The 18,679-nt window shown below is 37.4% G+C and carries 14 protein-coding genes and 1 riboswitch; of the genes, 8 read left to right on the top strand and 6 right to left on the bottom strand.

Annotation, left to right across the window (positions count from 1 at the left end):
- Positions 1-42: 42 nt before the first annotated feature.
- Together MKO96_RS17910 and MKO96_RS17905 are read right to left on the bottom strand one after the other, a co-directional pair.
- Positions 43-1,128 (bottom strand): transcriptional regulator, encoded by a 1,086-nt coding sequence (locus tag MKO96_RS17910; RefSeq protein ID WP_240588257.1) that lies wholly within the window; start codon positions 1,126-1,128, stop codon positions 43-45.
- 91 nt (positions 1,129-1,219) lie between these two features.
- Complete coding sequence (locus tag MKO96_RS17905) at positions 1,220-1,369, bottom strand: hypothetical protein (protein WP_000283173.1); 150 nt, start codon at positions 1,367-1,369, stop codon at positions 1,220-1,222.
- Between the two features lie 254 nt (positions 1,370-1,623).
- Between MKO96_RS17905 and cydA the strand changes: the two genes are divergently transcribed.
- The 3 genes from cydA to MKO96_RS17890 all read left to right on the top strand — a co-directional run bounded on the left by cydA (position 1,624) and on the right by MKO96_RS17890 (position 5,769).
- A complete protein-coding gene (gene cydA, locus MKO96_RS17900; RefSeq protein ID WP_240588256.1) occupies positions 1,624-2,979 on the top strand; it encodes a cytochrome ubiquinol oxidase subunit I in 1,356 nt (451 codons plus the stop codon).
- A complete protein-coding gene (locus MKO96_RS17895) occupies positions 2,972-3,997 on the top strand; it encodes a cytochrome d ubiquinol oxidase subunit II (RefSeq protein ID WP_000544166.1) in 1,026 nt (341 codons plus the stop codon). Before cydA ends, MKO96_RS17895 begins: the two co-directional genes overlap by 8 nt.
- A gap of 413 nt (positions 3,998-4,410) precedes the next feature.
- Positions 4,411-5,769 carry an arsenic transporter gene (locus MKO96_RS17890; protein ID WP_240588255.1) on the top strand — a complete coding sequence of 453 codons (1,359 nt, stop codon included), beginning with the start codon at positions 4,411-4,413 and terminating at the stop codon, positions 5,767-5,769.
- 101 nt (positions 5,770-5,870) lie between these two features.
- Here the strand turns inward: MKO96_RS17890 and thiC are convergent, their stop codons facing one another.
- Together thiC and lldP are read right to left on the bottom strand one after the other, a co-directional pair.
- Positions 5,871-7,631, bottom strand: a complete 1,761-nt coding sequence (thiC, locus tag MKO96_RS17885; protein ID WP_240588254.1) for a phosphomethylpyrimidine synthase ThiC — start codon at positions 7,629-7,631, stop codon at positions 5,871-5,873.
- A 112-nt stretch (positions 7,632-7,743) separates the two neighbouring features.
- A riboswitch (TPP riboswitch) is annotated at positions 7,744-7,859 on the bottom strand.
- Positions 7,860-7,930: 71 nt separating this feature from the next.
- Positions 7,931-9,592, bottom strand: a complete 1,662-nt coding sequence (gene lldP, locus MKO96_RS17880; protein WP_087983176.1) for an L-lactate permease — start codon at positions 9,590-9,592, stop codon at positions 7,931-7,933.
- A gap of 284 nt (positions 9,593-9,876) precedes the next feature.
- Here lldP and MKO96_RS17875 point away from each other — a divergent pair, with 284 nt between their 5' ends.
- Positions 9,877-10,194 (top strand): magnetosome magnetite crystal formation protein family, encoded by a 318-nt coding sequence (locus MKO96_RS17875; RefSeq protein WP_240588253.1) that lies wholly within the window; start codon positions 9,877-9,879, stop codon positions 10,192-10,194.
- Between the two features lie 131 nt (positions 10,195-10,325).
- Here the strand turns inward: MKO96_RS17875 and MKO96_RS17870 are convergent, their stop codons facing one another.
- Positions 10,326-10,817, bottom strand: coding sequence for a metal-binding protein (locus MKO96_RS17870; RefSeq protein WP_087983181.1), 492 nt, complete (start codon positions 10,815-10,817; stop codon positions 10,326-10,328).
- Positions 10,818-10,867: 50 nt separating this feature from the next.
- Positions 10,868-11,233 (bottom strand): YkvA family protein, encoded by a 366-nt coding sequence (locus MKO96_RS17865; protein ID WP_000435500.1) that lies wholly within the window; start codon positions 11,231-11,233, stop codon positions 10,868-10,870.
- Between the two features lie 545 nt (positions 11,234-11,778).
- On the opposite strand from MKO96_RS17865, the gene MKO96_RS17860 reads away from it, so the two are divergent.
- The 4 genes from MKO96_RS17860 (at position 11,779) to MKO96_RS17845 (ending at position 18,625) form a co-directional block, all read left to right on the top strand.
- Entirely contained in the window at positions 11,779-13,707 is a 1,929-nt protein-coding gene (locus MKO96_RS17860; RefSeq protein WP_240588252.1) for an LTA synthase family protein, read from the top strand.
- A gap of 504 nt (positions 13,708-14,211) precedes the next feature.
- The gene (locus MKO96_RS17855; protein ID WP_240588251.1) at positions 14,212-15,096 is read left to right on the top strand and encodes a D-amino-acid transaminase; all 885 of its coding nucleotides are present in this window, start codon (positions 14,212-14,214) and stop codon (positions 15,094-15,096) included.
- Positions 15,097-15,306: 210 nt separating this feature from the next.
- Positions 15,307-17,067, top strand: coding sequence for a C40 family peptidase (locus tag MKO96_RS17850; protein WP_240588250.1), 1,761 nt, complete (start codon positions 15,307-15,309; stop codon positions 17,065-17,067).
- 346 nt (positions 17,068-17,413) lie between these two features.
- Positions 17,414-18,625 carry a NupC/NupG family nucleoside CNT transporter gene (locus MKO96_RS17845; protein ID WP_240588249.1) on the top strand — a complete coding sequence of 404 codons (1,212 nt, stop codon included), beginning with the start codon at positions 17,414-17,416 and terminating at the stop codon, positions 18,623-18,625.
- Positions 18,626-18,679 lie beyond the last annotated feature (54 nt).

Below are 18,679 nucleotides of genomic sequence, written 5' to 3'. Positions count from 1 at the left end.
TAGTAAAAAATAAAAGGTGCCATCTCCAGAGGATGGCACCTTCTATTTCTTACTCTTCTCCAATTCCATTTCCGCTAAAAGCGGCAATACGTTATCGAAAATATGCGTATTATTATTTTCGCCTGTTACGTATCCACCGTAATATCTACTAAATATATTGTCATTTCGGAATGTGGCCATATGATCATATAATTCCTTTGCAAACTTTGTATCACCTGTTTGTAGTACGTACAAGATTGTTAGTCCGTATGCGGCTGGCGACTCATAATTCACAGTTTGTTTTCCCGTTTCTAAATTGTAACGACCGTATAGCTTTCCATCCTCCTGGAACTTCTTCTTGATAAATTCCAAATAAGCATCTGATGAAAGGCCACCTAGACTTCGATGATATGCAACGTATGATTGGTCAATAAGATTTACTTCTTTATCGTACGTAAATGTACCATCTTCTTTATACTCTTTTGGGAATGCCCAGCCATGCCTTGGATAATCCGCTAAAAATTGAACGACTTCCTGATATTGCTGAGCAGAAACTTTTCCGTACTTTTTCATATACGAGAATGCATGTGGATTTATGTATGATGTAGTTGCAAAATTATTTTGTTTACCTGCATCTGCATCATAATAATCAACGTAATAATTATTTTTCTTATTATAACGAATTACAGCATCACTCAATTGATCTGCCAAGTTTTTATAACGCTCTTCCTTGTACATTTCATAAGCACGATATAATTGTTCTATAATACGAAGATCATCTATAAGTGCATTTGTAGCTGACTGCATTTCTCCCTTTTCAGAGATTTTCCATATAACAATATGATCCTTATGTACAAAGCTATTTTGAATAACCTTAACTTGTTCATCGAATAACGCTTGATCGTCTTTATCCAATGTATATTGTAGCCATAGTCCTGCTGATTCCGATAAAGCTTCACGGCCTTTCGCTTCACCCGTACCTGCCTTTGTATCCGCTAAACGATATGTGGCAAGCGTCCCATTTTCATTCACCATATGTCTTAAAATAAAATGTTCTGTACGGTTTCCTTGTATAGCTGACCAAAATACAATGCCCCCTAAAGCGATTAAGAGAATAACTCCAATCCCTATATATAAACGTTTCCGCAATCTTTTCACCTCCCTAATAAGGCTAGCCTTAATTTTACCAGAACATACGTAAAATTAAAAAAGACAATCTATTAGATTGTCTCCCGTGCCTCTATCCCTCACAAGCCTCTTTAGAAGGTCTATATAGCGATGCCACAAGTCGATCATATTCACGACGCGTAATCTCTTTATTATACAGCTTCAATAATAAATCTCTATGCTCTTTTGAAAATGCCATCTTTTTAATGACTTCAGGATACATAAAACATCCTCTCCATTTCACATAAACTTCTTCACCCCGAAAAACAGAACTTATGTTCGCATAAAAGATTATAAAATATTCCTTACTAAAAAACAAACAAAATATTATTAAAAATTAACTTCTTTCTATTTAAAATATTCAAACATTATATTACCATATCCACTTTTTAAATACATATATATTTTTGGTAGTTTTTTTGAATAAATCTTCCAATTCAATCAGAAAATAATGGCAAAAAGAAGAGGAGTTTACATATGGATACGGTAACATTAGCAAGAGCATTTTTTGGTTCTTCATTAGCATTCCACATTATCTTTGCAACACTTGGTGTCGGACTTTCATTGATGATTTTTATAAGTGAAATACTCTTTCACTGGAAGAAAGATTCCGATTACGCCATTATGGCGAAAAGGTGGACGAAGGCGTTTGCCATCCTTCTCGGTGTAGCAATTCCAACTGGAACAATCGTTGGTGTGCAAATCTCACTTCTTTGGCCTGGTTTTGCCAAAATTGTTGGACAGGTTATTTCTGTTCCCTTTCAAATTGAGATTTTCGCCTTCTTTTTAGAGGCGTTGTTCATGTCTATTTATGTATATGCAGCTGACAAACTACCTCCATTCATGAGATTAATCTCGCTATTCTTCGTCATGATTGGTGCCACGGCATCTGCCGTGCTTATTACATCAGCAAATACATGGATGAATACACCCGCAGGCTTTTCAATGGGGCCAGATGGATCAGTTTTTAACGTTGATCCATGGAAAGCTTTCTTTAACCCGAGTTTTGGTACAAGCGCATTCCACGTTGTGATTACAGCCTATACAACTGGAGCTGCCGTCATTGCCTCTATCGCTGGATTTAAATTATTAAAGAAGAACTTAAGTAAACGTGAAATTGCTTATCATAAAAAGGGACTACTGTTAGGACTCGTCGTGACATTTATTACAGGTGCTACGATGTGGCTTTCGGGACACGAATCGGCGATTGCCTTACATAAGCATTCCCCTGAAAAACTTGCATCTGCTGAAGCTTTATTTGAAACGACATCACATGCACCGTTATCAATTGGCGGAGTTGTAGATCCTAACACACTTGAACTAAACTATGCACTAGAAATTCCGAACATGCTTAGCCTACTAGTAGGACTCGACCCTAGCACCGTCGTAAAAGGACTAAAGGAATTTCCACAAGAAACATGGCCACCATTTTACACACATACACTATTCAACTTAATGGTCGGCACCGCTGCCTTTACTTTTGCAGTTGCAGCAATCGCCCTCTTATATTGGTACTTTGTTTACCGAAAAAAAGGTGCAGAATTACCGAAGTGGCTTCTTTGGGGAGCTGCCGCATGTGGACCAATTATGATGCTCGGTATTGAATTCGGGTGGATTTTTAGCTGTAGTGGTCGTCAACCGTGGACCATTTATGGTATGCAACGGACAGTCGACGCTTCTACACGCGCTGATTTTGTCGGTCCTTTATTTATTCTATTCATCATTTTATATATTGGACTCGGCATTTTAACAGTTTTTGTACTACGGACATTCTTTAAGAAACATCCGCTTACAAATGATTTACATCACGAAGGAGGCGATTCCCGTGCATGAGGAAAGTATTGCAATCATCATCTTATGGGCTCTTATTTTCGTATACAGTATATTAGGGTCCATCGATTTTGGAGCAGGTTTTTGGGGCATGGTATACGCAAAACATCCAACGCTCGCTGCCAAGCTTGCCAATCGATACTTATCACCAACTTGGGAAGTAACAAATACATTTCTCGTCTTTGTCGTTGTCGCTTTTCTCGGTTTCTTTCCGAAAGCTGCTTTCACCCTTGCGACAGTGATGTTCGTGCCAGTTATGTTAATTTTAATACTCATTGCAATTCGCAGTACATTCATGGTATTTGCTTACTCTCTGCCAAAATATCAATTCCTCCTTCGGGTAATTTCAGGTATTACTGGGCTCTTGATTCCAGCCTTATTAATTACCGTTTTACCCGTTACAGAGGGGGCTTATATTACAATGTCTGAAGGAAAAGAAGTACTCTTGTATGGAAAACTTCTTTCTAGCCCGGTTATCTACTGCTATATGCTCTTTGGGCTAACTTCGGAACTATTTCTCTCCTCTCTCTTTCTTGCTGATTTTGCGAGAGAGCAAGGTTCAGAAGATTCGTATAGAATTTATAGAAGAAACGCTATCATCCTTGGTCCTGCAACACTCGTTACGGCGATTATCGCCCTCGTTGTAATGGATCCGGAAACACACTGGCTTATGCAAGGACTAATAAAGCAATTCCCATGGTTTACAGTTTCTATCGTTTTATTCGTTATTGGGTACTCTTCTCTTTGGTGGACAAACAAGAAGTATGGCACACTAGGATACCCTCGCATTGCCGTTTTAGCAGTCGTCGCTCAATATGCATTTGCAAGTTACGCTTACGGTGTCGCGCATTTACCATATATTATTTATCCTGATGTAACTGTATTTACAAGCTTTACAACGACAGAAACATTCTATGCATTGCTTATTCTATACGCAATTGGAATCGCAATTTTACTACCAGGATTTATTTTCTTCTGGAATTTATTCTTGAAGGATCGAACTTTTTTGAAGGAAAAATAATATAGTCAGGGGAGTCTGTTCCAAAAGGAATTTTGGAACAGACTCCTTTTGTCATGTTTTGTCGATAAGTCGATATATTTTAAAAATCGCTAATATATTTTGAGTTGCGCTGATATATTTTAAGTTGCGCCGATATATCTCCATAATCGCTGATATATTTTAAGTTGCACCAATATATCTCCATAATCGCCCATATAAATTTCATTTACTATCTTACTGCCAATCTAATTTATAGACGCCTCTCCCAATAGTTATTTCACTAGTAGTGACACTTGTCCTTTAGCTTGAAAAACACATATTCACTTCATTCCATTATATGCCTAGTTCTTCTTATTTTTTGCTGAATATACTACCAATACAGACCTTGAGACAAGCTACATTGGTTTAAGGAAAAGTAGAAAGGTAGGTAAAATATGAGCATTGAAATATGGATTACTATTATTGTATTCTTCTTAACAATGATTGTTGTCTTTTGGCGACCCCGTGGTTTAAATGAGGCGTGGCCGGCAGCAATTGGTGCTGGCATTATCCTGATTACTGGACTTGTATCAAAGCCAGACGTCATGGACATTATTAGTAAAATTGGCGGTGCCTCCATAACAATATTAGCGACCATCGTTATGGCGGTTATATTAGAAAGCTTCGGCTTCTTCCACTGGTCCGCAGCAAAACTTGCAAACTTAGCAAAGGGCTCCGGTCGCCGTTTATACTGGTATATTCAATTATTATGTTTTCTTATGACTCTTTTATTTAATAACGACGGTAGTATTTTAATTACAACTCCAATCCTAATTTTATTACTGAGAAACCTTAAATTAAAACCTCATCAACAAATCCCTTATTTATTAAGTGGTGCTTTAATCGCCACTGCCTCTAGTGCACCCATTGGTGTAAGTAATATCGTAAACTTAATCGCATTAAATATTGTGAATATGACTCTTTATATGCATACTGCTATGATGTTTGTACCTGCAACATTAGGATTATTGTTTATGTCATGGCTTATGTACACAGTTTTAAAGAAAAAACTACCAGAGAAATTACCTGTTTCTTCATATGATATCGAAGAAATGTTCTTCACGAAAAACTTCCATCCGTTAAAAGGAAAAAATTCTGTTGATACGAAACAAAAACGTACAAAATTCATGCTAAAAGTATTAGGTTTCGTCTTCCTTATGCGCTGTCTACTTTTCGTTGCATCCTTCTTATCCATCCCAATCGAAATTGTTGCTGTACTCGGTTCACTCGTTCTTCTCATCTGGAGATGGTACTACTTACGAACAAACCCAGTCGATATTTTGAAAAAGACACCGTGGCACATTTTAATTTTCGCATTCTCTATGTATGTAATTATTTACGGACTTCACAATGCAGGGTTAACAGCGGCGCTTGTAAGTTGGCTCGAACCAGTTGTAAGTCAGCATCTACTCTATGCTAGCTTTGCAATGGGCGGACTTGTATCTATCCTCTCTAACATCTTCAATAATCACCCTGCACTTATGATTGGTACCATTACGTTAACAGAAATGGGCCTAGATCCAGTCACATTAAAAACTATCTATCTCGCAAATATCATTGGTAGTGACATCGGTTCACTATTATTACCAATCGGTACGCTAGCTTCCCTCATTTGGATGTATATCCTAAGACAAAACAAAATTAAAGTGAAATGGAAAGATTATTTAAGCGTATCTCTCATCGTAATCCCACTCACAACAGCCGTCACATTATTTCTCTTATACTACTGGGTACAATTATTCTTTGCCTTATAGACAATAGAAGCTCCCTTTGCTACCGTCTTAGCAAAGGGGGCTTCTTCTATATTTAAGTTAGGTACTACAGTGTGATCAATCAAGTAAAGAGGTGTAACGTATTATTGGTATAAATGACTACCAGTGTCTTTAAATTCTTTCGCTTTCTCTTTCATCCCTTTTTCAATTGCTTCTGTCGTTTCTAAATCATTGTCTTTCGCATATTCACGAATATCATGTGAAATTCTCATACTACAAAACTTCGGTCCACACATTGAACAGAAATGAGCCGTTTTCGCACCTTCTGCTGGTAGTGTTTCATCGTGATATTCCATCGCACGTTCAGGGTCTAAAGATAAATTAAATTGGTCGCGCCAACGGAATTCAAAGCGAGCTTTTGAAAGTGCATCATCACGCTGATGAGCCGTTTTGTGCCCTTTCGCAAGATCAGCTGCATGTGCAGCGATTTTGTACGTAATAACCCCCGTGCGAACATCATCTTTATTCGGTAAACCTAAATGTTCTTTCGGCGTTACATAACAAAGCATCGCCGTTCCAAACCAGCCAATCATCGCTGCTCCAATTGCCGATGTAATATGGTCATAACCCGGTGCAATATCTGTTGTTAACGGCCCAAGTGTATAGAACGGCGCGCCCTGACAAATATCAAGCTCTTTCTCCATATTCTCTTTAATTAAATGCATCGGTACATGCCCAGGTCCTTCAATCATCACTTGCACATCATGCTTCCAAGCAATCTTCGTTAATTCACCAAGTGTTTCAAGCTCAGAAAACTGTGCTTCGTCATTTGCATCTGCAATCGAACCTGGACGTAATCCATCTCCAAGAGAGAACGAAACATCGTATTGCTTCATAATTTCACAAATCTCTTCAAAGTGAGTATATAGGAAGTTTTCTTTATGATGGAATAAACACCACTGCGCCATAATTGAACCACCGCGTGAAACAATACCTGTCATACGCTTTGCAGTAATTGGAATGTAACGAAGTAATACGCCCGCGTGAATCGTGAAGTAATCAACGCCTTGCTCCGCCTGCTCAATTAACGTATCACGATACACTTCCCACGTTAAATCCTCTGCAATTCCGTTTACTTTTTCAAGCGCTTGATAAATTGGCACAGTTCCAACTGGTACCGGAGCATTACGAATAATCCACTCACGTGTTGTATGAATGTTTTTACCTGTAGATAAATCCATAATCGTATCTGCACCCCAGCGAGTCGCCCACGTCATCTTCTCTACTTCTTCTGCAATAGAAGACGATACAGCAGAGTTTCCGATATTTGCATTTACCTTCACGTGAAAATTACGTCCAATTATCATCGGTTCCGCTTCAGGATGGTTAATGTTCGCCGGCAAAATCGCACGACCTTCTGCAATCTCCTTACGAACAAATTCAGGCTCTACCCCTTCACGAATCGCAACATATTCCATCTCAGACGTAATAATGCCATTACGTGCATAATGCATTTGCGTAACATTTGCACCATGCCTTGCTCTAAGCGGCTGGCGATCCATTTGCGGGAAAACAGGCGTATGTTTCGAAGCCACTTTCACACCGTCATCCTCTGGTTTCACTTCGCGCCCTTCGTATGCTTCTACATCTCCGCGCTCCAGGATCCAAGAGTGGCGCGGCGCCTGCAACCCCTTTTCCAGTTCCACTTTATGCGCAGGATCTGTATAAGGACCGCTCGTATCATATACACGAATTGGCGGATTCGGAATACCGTTCGTTTCGCTTTGTTCAATCTCGCGCATCGGCACTTTCATACCCGCGCGTGGTCCATCTACATACACTTTCTTACTTCCTGGTAAACTCGATTTCAATTCAATTTGCTCAGCTGAAACAGACTGTTTCATAACCTTTGTTGCCCCCCTGTTCGTGACAAGGACGAGATATGGCCAGCGCATGCCAAAATAAAAAGAGCCAGGTCCATAAAAGAATAAGGACCTGGCTCATAAAGACATAATTATGTAAAGCCGTTAACTTCCCTACGCTGGTACGAGCCAGATCAGGTCCAAAGGGTTAAGAAGTTCACACGCTTCTCTCTCAGCCTACGCATACGTTAGGCACCCCTAGTTTATCACTGATTTAATTTTCAATACTTTCTCATCATACACTATAATCTGAAAAATGAAAAGTTTATTTCTTTTGTTGCTTACGGAATCATCCACGTTAAATAATAAGCCTGCACATATGTCATAATCCCAACAATAGTAACGAAGAATAAACTATGCTTCAATGTAAAGCGGAACAAATCTGACTCTTTCCCAGCAAGTCCAACCGCTGCACAAGCAATCGCAATTGATTGCGGAGAAATCATTTTACCTGTTACACCGCCCGTTGTATTTGCTGCAACAAGAAGCACTTCAGATACACCGACTTGCTGCGCTGTAATTGCTTGTAAATTCGAGAACAGTGCGTTCGCTGACGTATCTGATCCTGTTAAGAATACGCCAATCCATCCTAAGAATGGTGAGAAGAACGGGAATAATCCGCCAGTTCCTGCAAGTGCTAACGCTAATGTAGAAGATAGACCAGAATAGTTTGCGATAAATGCGAATCCTAATACGAATCCAATAGATAGAATTGGCATTTTTAGTTCATTTAACGTTTCTTTAAATGTTGCTACTGCATCTTTTGCACTCATTTTCAAAATAAAGATAGAAATGATACAAGCAATTAAAATTGCTGTTCCAGTCGCTGATAAAATATCTAATTTCAAGATTGCTTCATAAGGTGTTGGTTTATTTACAATTGGCTCTGCTTTCATTACTAAATTGTGCAAGCTTGGAACTTCAAATTTAAATACGAGACTTTCTAAAGCGCCGCCCGGAGCGAATAATGCTTTAAAGAAACTTTGGCTCCAAATGACTACCATCACAGTTAAAATAATGAACGGAGACCATGCTTTTACTACTTTTCCTACCGTTAGTTTCGGCATAGATGTCGCCGTCGTCGTTGCTGCTACTTCACTATTCGCTTGCTTAGTTTGATAAATTTCTTTCGGCTGCCAAACTTTTAAGAATAGCGATAAACTTACTAAACTTACAAGTGCTGACGTAATATCAGGAAGTTCTGGCCCTAAAAACGTCGCTGTAATAAACTGTGTAATTGCAAATGAACTACCTGCTACAAATAAAGCAGGCCACGTTTGTTTTACTCCTTTAAAGCCATCCATTAAAAATACGATAAAGAACGGAACAAATAATGATAAGAACGGTAATTGATGTCCAGCCATTTGTCCAATTTTATGTGGATCAATACCTGTTACTTGTCCAGCAACTGTAATCGGAATTCCCATCGCTCCGAACGCTACTGGTGCCGTATTTGCGATTAAACACAGACCCGCTGCATATAAAGGATTTAACCCAAGACCTGCAAGAAGTGCTGCCGTAATCGCTACTGGTGCACCAAATCCTGCTGCCCCTTCCAAAAATGCTCCAAATGAAAAACCGATTAAAATAACGAGTAAACGATGGTCATTCGTAATGGATAATACAGATGCACGAATCACATCGAATTGACCTGTTTTCACAGATATTTTATATAAAAATACCGACATAATGATAATCCAAGCAATTGGCCATAGTCCATATAAGAAACCATATCCCGTCGCTGCCATCGCCATCGTGAACGGCATCTTATAAGCGAATAACGCAACTAAAATTGTAAGTACAACTGTAATAAATCCTGCCACATACCCCTTCATGCGGAAAACTGCTAAAGCTAAGAAAAAAAAGATAATCGGAATAAGTGCGACCACTGCCGAAATCCAAATGTTTCCGAACGGATCATAAACTTGTGTCCATGTGTTCATTGTTCTCTCCCCCTAAAGAATCCCCTTTTAAATAGAATAACCTCATCAATAGACTATCAGGTCATCATACCTTTAAGCCTAAAATAAAAAAACGCCAAAGAAAACGTTTTCATTAATTTTATCACAACAATTTTCATTAAAAAAGATTTTTTTGAAAATTTTATTATTTATCATAGAAATCTTACAAAAACGTCACGTTCTTGTAATGTTCATCGATAGGAAGCTCGCTACATTTCCTGCATAATAAAGGTATAACAACGAATATTATTTATGAGGTGATATATATGAACGGAAACAAAATATTAGCAGCTTTATCATACTTTAGTATATTATTTGCCCCTATCTTATTCCCTATTATTGTGTGGATTGTGGGCGATTCTGAAACAAAACCACACGCAAAACGAGCTCTATGGACACACATCATTCCAAGCATCGCGTCATTTATTGGATTTATTATTCTAGGAATTATGGGTATCGGATCGGATCAACCAGACGTAACACTTGGCATTGGAGCAATGATTGTCTTATGTATTTGCGGCATTATTAGCTTATACTACTTCATTTGGAACATCGTAAAAGGTATTAAAGTACTGAAAGCTTAATTTTAAACAAACGTTTGATTAAAAAGACACTATCGCATGATGATAAATGAAATTTCATCGGCGATACGACAAGAGTGAACGACTTATTAATAAGAAAAAACCGTCCCAAAATACCTTTTGGGACGGTTTTTTTATCTTCTGCGTTTCTTCTTTTTTCTCATCATTTTCTTGCGGCGCGTATTCACTTTATCCGCTATAATGTGAAGCGTGCTTGCCACAACAATTCCCATTATGAACGTTACAATTTCAACCTCATGTTTCTTCGCAATTTCTATTAAATTCCCGTCAAACGCGATTATATTTAATAGGAATAAAAACGGAGAAAATACAATTAACATGTATGCAATACGAATCACATCACCAAGTATAATTGTATGTGTAAAGAAGGATCGATGCGGCATGACCTTCTTATACGGATACCAAAATATACGTAGGAACCCCCATTTATTATACGCATTACTATATGTATCTAAATCCGGCGTTAAAAATGAAGTACCTACTAAAAAGCCAATTGCAAAAGTTAATAAAAAATCCAAGTTTGTTAATCCATACGAAAAGAGCATAAACAAAACAACCGGAAGGGATATTAAGTTTATTTTCGTATGCGTTCTTCCTGATGGCATAATGCACTTCCTCGCTTACGTTCGCCCCGTCACCATATGACAGTTCTCACCTATTGATCTAATTTCTGATCGATAAAGGATGTGTCTATATCCGAACCAAACCATTCTGCCAACTTCACTCGTGCCTTATCTTTCACCTCTTCATTGACGTATAACGACGCTTGTAATAGCGCAGCCATTAACGCCCCTAAATCATCTGTATAACCAACTCCAGCAATGAAATCTGGGATGGCATCAATTGGTGCAATAAAATAAGCAAGTGCTCCAATCACAATAATTTTCACTCGCTTTGGAACATCAGGTCTTTGCAAAACATAAAACAATAATAAGCTTGCATAAATGACCGACTGTCCTGCTTGCTTTGCAACATGTTTTGCTTTCTTCCAAAACGCTTCAACTGAAAATTTTTGTTCCATGTAAAAGCCTCCCTATTTTTTTAAAGAAATAAGCTACAATATGTTATCAGTAAAAGTTCATCAAAATTACACATAATCTATCAATGAACTTTCATTGTAACAAACAAACTAAAAAAGAACAAGTGTTCGTTAATTTTTACATACTTCCCTTCATATAATAGGTTTCTAGATAACCACTCACCCATTTTCATTTCTTATTTCTCAACAAGAAAATTTTCACTTTCACTTAACATTCTGCTCTACCTTTGTTATATTTTCTAGTTGACGGACATATAAACGAATGTTAAAGTTTTCTCTGGTAGTGACAAATCTTATACAAAAAATGTAAAATGTTATAGTGTTTCTCAGAAATGAATTTTGTTGTATAATACAGAAATGACGTTATGCTTATGAGCAGCACAAGAAACCAAAAGGGTATGCATAGTTATAGTCGTATATGGGTGAATATAGAACCTCTAATTATGGCCAAGAAAACTATGTATTTTTTATTTTAGCATTTTTCGCTCCAAAATCGACCAAGCCTGATAGAGAAAGGGTGGAAATAAATGAAAGAAACCTTGAAATCACAATTTCAAAATGTGCGTTTCACTGTATTCGTAGCTTTAGCCTTATGGTTGAAGACATACCTTATTACACGCACAAGCTTTGATTTAAAACTTGAATCTTTCATGCAAGAATTCATTTTATTCCTTAGCCCATTAGCAGCATCATTACTGCTTGTTGGTCTTGCATTATTTGCAAAAGGGAAAAAACGTAACTATATAGCACTTGGAATTAGTTTTGTTTTAACAATCGTTCTTGTTGGTAACGTAATGTTCTACGGATTCTACAATGACTTCGTTACTTTACCAGTACTGGGACAAACATCTAACTTCGGAAGTTTAGGTTCTAGTGTGAAAGAATTGTTTAACTACAAAATTATCCTTGCATTTGCTGATATTATCGTATTCTTCATTTTATTGAAGAAGATGAAGAATTTTGCACCGACAGAACGTGTAGCACGCCCAATGCGTTCCCTATACTTCGTGTCAACAGTTGCTATTTTCTTCGCAAACTTAGGACTTGCAGAAGCTGAGCGTCCTGAACTATTAACACGTTCATTCGACCGCGTTATGCTTGTTAAAAACTTAGGTTTATATGTACACCAAGTGTATGATCTTGGCTTACAAGCAAAATCAAGTTCACAAAAAGCTTTTGCTGACGGTAGTAAATTACAGGAAACAGAGAACTATGTAAAAACAACGCAAAGCAAACCAGATCCAAATATGTTTGGTACTGCAAAAGGGAAAAACGTAATTGTCGTCTCTCTTGAGTCATTACAAACATTCTTAATTGGTGCAACAGTTAACGGACAAGAAGTTACACCATTCTTAAACCAATTTACGAAAGAAAGTTATTACTTTGATAACTTCTTCCATCAAACTGGGCAAGGAAAAACATCTGATGCTGAATTCTTAGTAGATACTTCCATGTATCCATTAGATCGTGGTGCGGTATTCTTCACACACGGTAATAACGAATATACAGCAACTCCAGAAATTTTACGTGAGCAAGGATACCACACATCAGTATTCCACGCGAACAACGCAACGTTCTGGAACCGTAACATTATGTATCCGGCACTTGGTTATGACCGTTACTACAACGAGCTTGACTACAAGATTACGCCAGAAACGAAATTAAATTGGGGATTAAAAGATATCGAATACTTCGATCAATCTATCGATATGTTAAAAGAAGTGAAGCAACCGTTCTACACTCGCTTCCTTACGTTAACAAACCATTACCCATTCACTTATGATGAAAGCACAAAATTAATCGATGAATACAATTCTGGTGATGGCGTATTTGACCGTTACATGGTAACTGCTCGCTATTTAGACGAAGCAATGAAACACTTTATTGAGCGTCTAAAAGCAGAAGGTATTTACGACAACTCAGTCATCGTATTCTACGGTGATCACTACGGTATTTCTGAAAACCATAACCGTGCAATGGCACAGTTCTTAGGAAAAGAAGAAATCACTGCATTTGACCATATGAACTTACAAAAAACACCGATGTTTATTCACGTTCCAGGTCAAAAAGAAGGTAAAACAATTTCGAAACCAACTGGTGAAATTGACATTAAACCAACAATTCTAAACTTACTTGGTGTAGATTCTACGAATCAAGTTCAATTCGGTCATGATGTATTCTCACCAGAAAATAAAGGATTTGTTGTTCTTCGTGACGGTAGCTTCGTTACAGATAAGTACATGTACACGAACAGTACATTCTACGACCGTAAAACTGGCGAAGTTGTACAATTACCAAAAGAAGAATCTCAACCACTCATTGATCGTGCCCAAAATGAATTGAACATGTCTGACAAAATCATTGAAGGTGACTTACTTCGCTTCTCTGAAAGTAATAAGACCAAAACTGGTGAAGTAAAGACAGCTATTAAAGAAGAAAAGAAGAGCGCTGAGTAATCTCAGCCTCTTTTTTTTATATTTCTCCATATAATCACTTATATTCATTCACTTTAACATTACATAACCTTTACCAAATATTCACATGGAATTAACGAAACATCTCTATAATAAAATATGTAAACGAGGTTCTATATATTTCTTATCTCTCATCTTTACTAAGGTCCCTTAAAGAAATATGTGAATCGTTTATTTCTACTTTCTTATAATTGTCTTTCAATATGTTTTGTTTCCATACACAAAACATTCAATAAGACGATGTCCCTATGAAAGATAGCTACCCTCCTTGTGCAGCATTCCATAAGAATGTTGCTTTTTTTTATTCAAAAGCAGGATTCTTATTTCTTATTTTCGAATTTGTATATACAAAATGCTATAAATCAACACTACTTCTCTACCATTTACAAATACATATACGTCATATGTAAAGAGTTACCCACATAAAAATTACTATAGGGATTTTTATGAATTAAAGTTTCACTTTACTTATGCACTTACGAAAGGATGGGACGAAAATTGGCATATGAAAGATTTGTACTTTGGAATGATGCAGTTATTGATACAATGAAACAAAAAACGTACATAGATCTTGAAGAAAGAGGCTTGCAGTTTGGGGATGGTGTCTACGAGGTTATTCGCCTATATAAAGGAAACTTTCACTTATTAGATCCGCATATCACAAGATTATATCGCTCCATGGAAGAAATAGAATTAACACTCTCTTTCTCAAAAGCAGAACTTATTACCCTACTTTATAAACTAATTGAAAATAATAATTTCTACGAAGATGGAACGATTTATTTACAAGTATCTCGCGGTGTACAAGCTCGTACCCACACATTCTCATATGACGTCCCTCCCACAATCTATGCCTATATTACGAAGAAAGAAAGACCAGCGTTATGGATTGAATATGGTGTACGTGCTATATCAGAACCAGATACGCGCTGGCTACGCTGTGATATCAAATCATTAAATTTATTACCCAATGTATTAGCCGCTACGAAAGCTGAACGCAAAGGTTGTAAAGAGGCTCTTTTCGTACGGAATGGTACTGTAACTGAGGGAAGCTGTTCTAATTTCTTTCTCATAAAAAACGGAACTCTCTACACACATCCAGCCAATCACCTTATTTTAAATGGCATCATTCGTCAGTATGTCCTTTCTTTAGCGAAAACTCTTCGCATTCCGGTAAAAGAAGAACTGTTTAGCATTCGCGATGTTTATCAAGCGGATGAATGTTTCTTTACAGGAACGACGATTGAAATTTTGCCGATGACTCACCTTGATGGAACTGCCATCCAAGATGGTCAAGTTGGTCCTATCACAAAAATTCTGCAAAGATCATTTTCTCAAAGCTTGTTACAATCCAATATGTCATCTTCTTAAACACGTATAATTTCTATCCTTTTTGCATTCAATATATGTATTTAAATGGAAATCAAGGTATAGATTTATGCCTTGATTTTTTTTTGTAATCTTTTTGTCATATTCAGATTACCGCATAAGTCTTGACAGTAATCGACATGCTCTTTAGAATTTTTAACAGTTGGTAAATATTTCTTCACTACATTACAGACAGAAAGGAATCGACAAATTATGAAAAAATACCTTGCCGGTCTTGCGGCAGTGTCTGTAGCAGGAGGAGCAGCACCTACACTTGATAGTGTTCAAGCTGCCCCTGAACAAAATACACAAAAAGCTGCTACAACTGTCCAAGCTTCAGCATCAAACAGCTCATCTTATACGGTAAACACTAGCGTATTACATGTTCGTGCAGGATCAAGCACTTCTCACGATATCATCTCGCGTGTTTATAACGGTCAATCATTAAATGTGATTGGCGAAGAAAATGGTTGGTTCAAAATTAACATTAATGGAAAAACAGGATTTGTTAGTGGCGAATTTGTATCAAAAAATGGAGCAAGCAATTCTAATGTAAGTACAACAGGTGGAAACAATAAAGTTACTGCTGATGTATTACGTGTACGTACAGCTCCAAACACTTCTAGTTCTGTTTCAGGACGTGTATATGAAGGACAAGCTTTAAACGTAATTGGTCAAGAAAATGGTTGGGTGAAAATCAATCATAATGGGCAAGTTGGTTATGTAAGTAGCGAGTTCGTATCTGGCGTTTCTTCTAATGCAGGTTCTTCAAACAACAATACGAATAATAACAACCAAGAATCTGTAAAACCAGCAAGCGGAAACTATACAGTAAATGTATCTTCCCTTCGTGTTCGTACAGGTCCTAGCACTTCTCATACAACTGTAGCTTCTGTTACAAAAGGACAAGTCGTACAAGTTGTTGGCGAAGTTCAAGATTGGTTCAAAATCAATTATGCAGGACAAACAGCTTACGTAAGCAAAGACTACGTAACAAAAGGCGGTTCTAACGACAACGTTACACAAGGAAACAACCAAGATAACAAACAAGAACAAAATAATAATGTAACCGTTCAAACTGGTGGTACTTACGTTGTTAACGCAACATCTCTACGCGTTCGTACAGGTCCTGCTGCTTACCATAGTGTAATTGGTGGCGTGTTAAATGGCACTACATTAAACGTAGTTGGATCTGAAAACGGTTGGTTTAAAGTAAACTATCAAGGAAAAACAGGCTTCGTTAGTAGCGAATTTGTTAAGTTCGTTAAAGGTGGCACTGCTACTCCTGAACAACCGAAGCAACCTGAGCAACCAAAACAACCTGATCAAGGTGCAATTGGTGACTACTATATTAACGCTTCTGCATTAAACGTACGTAGCGGCGAAGGTACAAATTATAGAATCATAGGCGCACTTCCACAAGGACAGAAGGTTCAAGTAATCTCTGAAAACTCTGGATGGAGCAAAATTAACTATAACGGTCAAAATGGTTACATCGGAACACGTTACCTTTCTAAAACACCAGTTGGTGGCGCAGTAGATAATAAGCCTAACGACAACCAAAATAACAACCAAAATAACAATCAAAACAATAATACAGGTAATACTAGTGGTGATAGTTCTTCCATACTTGCATATGCAAAAGGAATGCAAGGCGTACCGTACGTTTGGGGCGGAACTTCTGCTAACGGTGTGGACTGCAGTGGCTACATCTACCACGTATTTAAGAAATTTGGTCATAACATTAGCCGTCAAAGTGTTGCGGGATATTGGGGTAGCCTACCACAAACTTCAAATCCACAACCAGGTGACTTAATTTATTTCAAAGACACTTATAAAGCAGGTCCTTCTCATATGGGTATTTACCTTGGAGGCGGATCATTTATCCAAGCCGGAGATAAAGGTGTAGCAATCGCTTCATTAAGTAACTCTTATTGGAAGAGTCATTTCTTAGGATACACGAAAGCACCTTAATTAATAGTTTCAAAGCCTTCTAGATTACTAGAAGGCTTTTTTTAGTATATGTCACCTATATCCCCTAAAAAATAATGTATCTATTTCCCTATTTCATACACCATATTCCACAAAAACAACCCATAACGTTATCATAATGTATATATTTACATAAAAAACATAACCTATTTCATGTGTATTTATTTTATATGTGTTTTTTCAAAGAATTTTCTTTTTATTTAAACTTTTCGTTAGACGTTTGACCTCCGATGTCCATTATGATAAGTTACTTAAGATGTTATATTCGTAAACGTATAGACAACTGGTTTATACACTTTTTTTACTATGAGGAAGGAGCATACACTGCATGAATCTTTTATGGGGAATTGGCGGCGTGATTGGAGTATTAGCAATTGCTTTTTTACTATCTTCCAACCGCAAAGCTATTAATTGGCGCACAATTTTAATCGCGCTAGCATTACAAATGTCATTTTCATTTATCGTATTACGATGGGATGCCGGAAAAGCAGGTTTAAAATACGCTGCTGATGGTGTTCAAGGATTAATTAATTTTTCTTACGAGGGAATTAAGTTCGTTGCTGGGGATTTAGTCAACGCAAAAGGCCCTTGGGGATTTGTCTTCTTTATTCAAGCACTACTTCCAATCGTATTTATTAGTTCATTAGTAGCAATCTTATATCATTTCGGTATTATGCAGAGATTTGTTAGTGTCGTTGGTGGCGCATTAAGTAAACTTCTTGGAACTTCTAAAGCAGAAAGTTTAAACTCAGTAACAACTGTATTTTTAGGACAAACTGAAGCTCCAATCTTAATCAAACCTTACTTAGCACGTTTAACAAATAGTGAATTCTTCACTATTATGGTAAGCGGTATGACAGCTGTTGCCGGATCAGTTCTTGTCGGCTATGCAGCAATGGGTATTCCGTTAGAACACTTATTAGCAGCAGCAATTATGGCAGCTCCATCAAGTTTATTAATTGCGAAATTAATTATGCCAGAAACAGAAGAAGTAGATAATAACGTTGAACTTTCTACAGAACGTGAAGATGCAAACGTTATCGATGCAGCTGCACGTGGTGCATCTGAAGGTATGCAACTTGTTATTAACGTAGCAGCAATGTTAATGGCTTTCATCGCATTAATCGCTTTATTAAATGGTCTATTAGGATTAATTGGCTCTCTGTTCCATATTAAACTTAGCCTTGATTTAATCTTCGGCTACTTACTATCACCATTTGCAATCTTAATTGGGGTTTCTCCAGGTGAAGCGATACAAGCAGCAAGCTTTATCGGTCAAAAACTTGCAATCAACGAATTCGTTGCATATGCAAACTTAGGACCACACATGGCAGAATTCTCTGCAAAAACAAACTTAATTTTAACATTCGCAATCTGTGGATTCGCAAACTTCTCTTCTATCGCAATTCAATTAGGTGTAACAGGAACGTTAGCTCCTACTCGCCGTAAACAAATTGCACAATTAGGGATTAAAGCAGTTATCGCTGGTACATTAGCGAACTTCTTAAATGCAGCAGTTGCAGGTATGATGTTCCTATAAAATGATGTAAAGTCTCCTCTTTCTAAAGAGGGGACTTTTTATTATTATGTTTGC

The organism is Bacillus sp. ES1-5 (assembly GCF_022487605.1).
Taxonomy (GTDB): domain Bacteria; phylum Bacillota; class Bacilli; order Bacillales; family Bacillaceae_G; genus Bacillus_A; species Bacillus_A wiedmannii.
This window is presented reverse-complemented; position numbering and strand designations above follow the sequence as displayed.